This is a genomic window from Wenyingzhuangia gilva (assembly GCF_030519655.1).
GTDB lineage: Bacteria > Bacteroidota > Bacteroidia > Flavobacteriales > Flavobacteriaceae > Wenyingzhuangia > Wenyingzhuangia gilva.
Map to the genome: position 1 here is coordinate 1 of NZ_JAUMIT010000026.1, position 3,398 is coordinate 3,398.

The window sequence follows — 3,398 nt, forward strand, 5'->3', positions numbered from 1 at the left end:
TTTGAATTTCCTATTTGAATAACTGAAACTTCCATAATTTAACATTTTTCGTTATTACAAAGTTATTACTATTTTTTCAATTACACAATTAAAGCTAACGGTTTTGGCTAGGCTTTGTGCGGGATTGAAAATCGGCCAGATTTTCGAACACGTACTAAGCCGAAGCTTTTTGTTTGGATTTGTTTCTTTGTTCTCACAAAGCCAAATCAACAAGATTTGGCGACATAGTAAATATACACAAAACTTTGAGAAAGCAATAAACCCGCATGAAGTTTAGCCGGTGTTGCCCAAAGTATTTTTCAGACAGTTTCTTTAGATTGAAAAATTCATGTTTCAAAGTTTTAAGTTTCAAGGAAAATATTAGTTTTCTTCCTCCACAAAAAATTAGAATAGTTAAAGTTTTTAATTATGATAATTTTTCAAAAGAAATATGATTTTACCTAACTACGATAATTTCCTACACGTTTCTATTGTTTTCATTTATTAGGAAAATATGAATTTTTTATGTTTGTATAATGTTTCAAAAACTAATAATTTCAAGCAACTACGATAATTTCCTACGCGTTTTTACTGTTCTTCATTTCTCAAGAAAACATGATTTTTTTATGTTTAAATAATTTCTCGAAAACTTAATATTTTTCACAGTTACGATTTTTCAAACCCAAATTTTGTCAGGATTTCTACAAGTTTTTCAGCCAAGAAAAATGTTGTTTTTTGATAGGAATATTTTTGTTTAATTTTTTATACTCAACAAAAAAAGTCAATAATTTTCAGCCAAAAAATGCTCTTATTTTATGAAGTTTTTTAAAATAGGAGAGAAGCAATAACTTTCGATTTATAGGAATATTTCTATGAAAAACGGAGCTACGATTTTATTTTGGGCAACGGTTTTGGCTAGGCTTTGTGCGGGAAGAAAATCGGCCAGATTTTCGAACACGTACTAAGCCGAAGCTTTTTGTTTGGATTTGTTTCTTTGATTTCACAAAGCCAAATCAACAAGATTTGGCGACTTAGTAAATATACACAAAACTTTGAAGTAAGCACAAAACCCGTATGAAGTTTAGCTGGTGTTGTGCAATGTTATTCTTCTTCAAATTCAATAGAGATTTGTCCGAATAAATCATTAAATTTTTTATCGAAATCTTTCCAAGATTTAGAAAGCTTCATTATTGTAATTACCGTTACTATTTGATTATTTAAATTTGGGTGTCCAACATCTTCAGTTAATCTTCTATGAAAATGTTCTTTATTTTTACCTTTTGAGTCTTTAGGCGTAATTTTTTTCAACTCATCTAAAACTCCATTAGGTAATTGTTTATATATATACTTGTTAGTCCATGTTCCAACTACAGATGGTCTTTTCTTTAAATTATCAACAGTATATTCCCACTTGTTTAATCTAAAAATTTGTCTATAAAACTCATGAGGAAATCTCTGTTGCCAAGGTAATAATTCTTCAGAAATGTATTGTTTTAAAATTAATTGTAATTCTTCTTGTTCTCTTTCGTATTGATAACCTGTAGCTTCGTCTACTAAAGCAGTTATACCTACTTTCGCTAAACTACGAACTAAAATTTCAGCTTTTATTGCTGTTTCAAATTGAGATTTTAATAAAGAATCAGAAGCTCTTGCTTGTAGGTATAAATCTGCTATTAACGGAAGAATACTAGCATCGTAACCTTCTCCATTTTTATTATCAATAGTTAAAAATTCTACCTTATTGATCACATGCCTTAACTCTTCATTTATAAAGGGTTGTAGGTTTTTTGCATCCATAAAAGTAGGTATTTGATCAATCCTTGTAGTTCCTCTTACAGGTCTATTAAGTGCTTTGAAAATACCAGATTGGGTGATTATTCTTTTCCCATTTTCAAGAACAGCAACTTCAATTTCTGTATCTCCAATTTTTAAAATTCCTTCATGTGTTGCTTTCATTCTTTTTATAGTCATTTTTTTTTATTTAATATTGCACAACGGTTTTGGCTAGGCTTTGTGCGGGAAGAAAATCGATAAGATTTTCGAACACGAACTAAGCCGAAGCTTTTTGTTTGGATTTGTATCTTTTAATTTCACGAAGCCTAATCAACAAGATTTGGCGACCTAGTAAATATACACAAAACTTTAGAGTAGCACAGAACCCGCATTAAGTTTGGCCGGTGTTACCACATGTTATTAATCAATAATTCCTCTAATTGCTAATTTTTCAATATCCATATATTTCATATTAGAAAGAATTATTTTTCCTTTTTGGTTAACTAATATTGTAAATGGAATTTGTTCAAACTTTAAGGTATTTGTTGATATACCAGATGTATCGATTACATTTGTCCAAGAAATACCTCCTATTAAACTACCTTTTTTCCAAGTTTCAAAATCTTCTTCTATAGAAACATTTGTGATTTTAATTCCTTGATTGGCTAGTAGGTCTTTATATTTTTTAAGATATTCATTGTTTCGTTTACATGGATAGCACCATGTTGCCCAAAAGTCTATCAATGTATACTTGTTTTTTGAATCTATGATCGGAGTTGGTTGGTTTAGAGTATTTGGAAATATTAAATTAGGGATAAACTTACCGACTTCGGTTGTTTCATTTCGTTCGAAATAACTCATAATAATTTCTAATTTTTTAGATTGATTATTAGATTCTAAAAATTGTTTTTTGATTTCTTTTTGAGCTGTTATTTCTGGATTTGTCATAGAAAGCCAGCCTAACACCATTTCAGCATAAAAATCATGTTCTATGAAATTTTCGCTAAATACTTTAATTATAGAGTCTTTAGTTTTTTGATTTCTAGTAGAAGAATATTCGTTATACAAATTGCTCAAATTTGAGGATGAAATAATTTTTGATAATCTTCCTTGAATTGATACTTCAGTTTTTGTTCCAGGTTCAATTAAAAAATGAGCAGGTGTTCCTTGTTTATATAATATAGAACCAAAAGTTATGTCATTTATATTTCCTTTAAATGAAAATTTACCATTTTCAATTTTATTCTCTAGGATATAAGTAGAATCTTTTTCTGTGTACTCTAATTTTATGATAGAGTCTTGAACTGGAGAAATTGTTCCTATTATATTGAATTTCTTTTCATTTTTACAGCATGATAGAATTAATGCAAATAATAGAACTGTTAAATAATTTTGATTTTTCATTTAATATGTGGTAACGGTTTTGGCTAGGCTTTGTGTGGGCTTGAAAATCGACAAGATTTTCGAGAACGGACTAAGCCGAAGCTTTTTGTTTGGTTTTGTTTCTTTGATTTCACAAAGCTAAATCAACAAGATTTGGCGACTTAGTAAATATACACAAAACTTTGAGAAAGCACAGAACCCGCATGAAGTTTAGCCGGTGTTGTAGGTAGTTTTTATTCTTCATTTATTGTAGGATTATATTT

The 3,398-nt window shown here is 29.2% G+C and carries 2 protein-coding genes; both read right to left on the minus strand.

The window, feature by feature from the left end:
• Positions 1 to 1,080: 1,080 nt before the first annotated feature.
• On the minus strand, positions 1,081 to 1,935 hold the full coding sequence (locus QVZ41_RS14465) for a P63C domain-containing protein (protein WP_302885358.1): 855 nt from the start codon (positions 1,933 to 1,935) through the stop codon (positions 1,081 to 1,083).
• 237 nt (positions 1,936 to 2,172) lie between these two features.
• Complete coding sequence (locus tag QVZ41_RS14470) at positions 2,173 to 3,156, minus strand: TlpA disulfide reductase family protein (protein WP_302885359.1); 984 nt, start codon at positions 3,154 to 3,156, stop codon at positions 2,173 to 2,175.
• Positions 3,157 to 3,398: the final 242 nt, after the last annotated feature.

Bases quoted from the DNA above. Each gene is read 5' to 3' on its own strand.
- QVZ41_RS14465 (WP_302885358.1), bottom strand. From the start codon at position 1,935: ATGAAAGCAACACATGAAGGAATTTTAAAAATTGGAGATACAGAAATT.
- QVZ41_RS14470 (WP_302885359.1), bottom strand. From the start codon at position 3,156: ATGAAAAATCAAAATTATTTAACAGTTCTATTATTTGCATTAATTCTA.